Annotated in this window: 2 protein-coding genes; both read right to left on the reverse strand. The window is 74.3% G+C overall.

Annotated features, from left to right (window positions below):
* A partial coding sequence (locus H5J29_RS31495; RefSeq protein WP_181784572.1) for a cobyrinic acid a,c-diamide synthase CobB occupies nt 1-1,010 on the reverse strand: 1,010 nt, incomplete at its 3' end.
* Nucleotides 1,004-1,618: a cob(I)yrinic acid a,c-diamide adenosyltransferase gene (gene cobO, locus H5J29_RS31500; RefSeq protein WP_181784573.1), complete on the reverse strand. Its 615-nt coding sequence runs from the start codon at nt 1,616-1,618 to the stop codon at nt 1,004-1,006. The genes H5J29_RS31495 and cobO, both read right to left, overlap by 7 nt.
* Between the last annotated feature and the right edge of the window lie 119 nt (nt 1,619-1,737).

The raw sequence follows: 1,737 nt of genomic DNA on the forward strand, positions 1-1,737 counted from the left end.
TTCGCGCCGAGGGCCGCCACGTGCTCCTCGGGGAACCCGCCGGGGAGCACGAGCCCGCCCGTCCCTTCGGGCAGGGTCTCGTCTCGCAGCGGGTCGACGAGCACCACCTCGGCCCCCGCCGCCTCCAGCAGCTCGACGTGCTCGGCGTACCCGAAGGAGAAGGCGGGCCCGCCGAGCATCGCCGTCACCGGTCGGCCGGCATGTCCGACTCGCGCGTCGGGATGGAGGGACTCGCGGGTAGTTCCCCGCGAGTCCCCCCATCTCGACGCGCGAGTCGGACAATCCGCCAGCGCGGTCGCGGGGTCCCAGGTCTCGCCCGGTGGGAGGGGTCTCGCGACCTCGGCCACCGCCTCGAGGTCGACGTGCGCGGCGACCAGCTCGGCCATCGCGTCGACGGCCGCGAGGGCGGCCTGGCCGTGCTCCACGGCCGTGACCAGGCCGAGGTGTCGCGACGGGACGGCCAGCTCCGTGCGGCGCGGCAGGGCGCCGAGGACCGGGAGGCCGACCTCGTCGCACGCGGCGCGCAGCACCTCCTCGTGCCGGGGCGAGCCGACCCGGTTGAGGATCACCCCCGCCACCCGGGTGTCCGGGTCGAACGAGCGGAAGCCGTGCAGCAGCGCGGCGAGCGAGCGGGACTGCCCGCGACAGTCCACGACGAGCACCACCGGCGCCCCGACCAGGCCCGCGACCTGCGCGGTCGACCCGGCGCCGTCGGACACCCGGCCGTCGAACAGGCCCATGACGCCCTCGATCACCGCGATCTCGCAGCCGAGCGAGCCGTGCCGCACGAGCGGCCCGATCCGCTCCGCGCCCACGAGCACGGGATCGAGGTTCCGGCCGGGCCGCCCGGCCGCGAGCGTGTGGTAACCGGGGTCGATGTAGTCCGGACCGATCTTGAACGGCGCGACGGCGGTGCCGCGGCGGGTGAGCGCGGCCATCAGGCCGGTCGCGACGGTCGTCTTCCCCGACCCCGACGCGGGCGCGGCGACGACCAGCGCGCGCGTCACCATTCGATGCCCCGCTGCCCCTTCTGCCCGGCGTCCATCGGGTGCTTGACCTTCGTCGTCTCCATGACGAGATCGGCGGCCTCGACCAGCTCGGGCGCCGCGTCCCGGCCGGTGACGATCACGTGCTGGCGCCCCTCGCGGGCGGCGAGCACCTCGACCACCTCGTGCACGTCGACCCAGCCCCACTTGAGGGGGTAGGTGAACTCGTCGAGCACGTAGACCTCGTGGACCTGGTCCTCGATCCGGCGTCGGATCTCCCGCCAGCCCTCGAGCGCGTCCGCGGCGTGGTCGGACTCAGTGCCCGCGCGGCGGCTCCAGCTCCAGCCCGAGCCCATCTTGTGCCACTCGACGGGTCCGCCCTCGCCGGTCTGCTCGTGCACCCGGCCCAGCGCGCGGAAGGCCTCCTCCTCGCCGACCTTCCACTTCGCGGACTTCACGAACTGGAACACCCCGATCGACCAGCCCTGGTTCCAGCCGCGCAGCGCCATGCCGAACGCGGCCGTCGACTTCCCCTTCATCGCGCCGGTGTGCACCACCAGCAGCGGCCGGTTGCGGCGCTGGCGGGTGGTGAGCCCGTCCTGCGGGACGCTCGTGACCTGGCCCTGCGGCATCGTCGCCTCCCCTATGCGCTCGCCGCGGCGGTCAGGTCCGCCACGGTCAGCTCGTCCACGGTGAGCACCGGCTGAACGCGTTCACCACGACCATGGCGGACGAGCTGGAGGCGGCGTAC

The organism is Pseudonocardia pini, assembly GCF_013870575.1.
In the GTDB taxonomy this organism is placed as follows: domain Bacteria; phylum Actinomycetota; class Actinomycetes; order Mycobacteriales; family Pseudonocardiaceae; genus Pseudonocardia; species Pseudonocardia pini.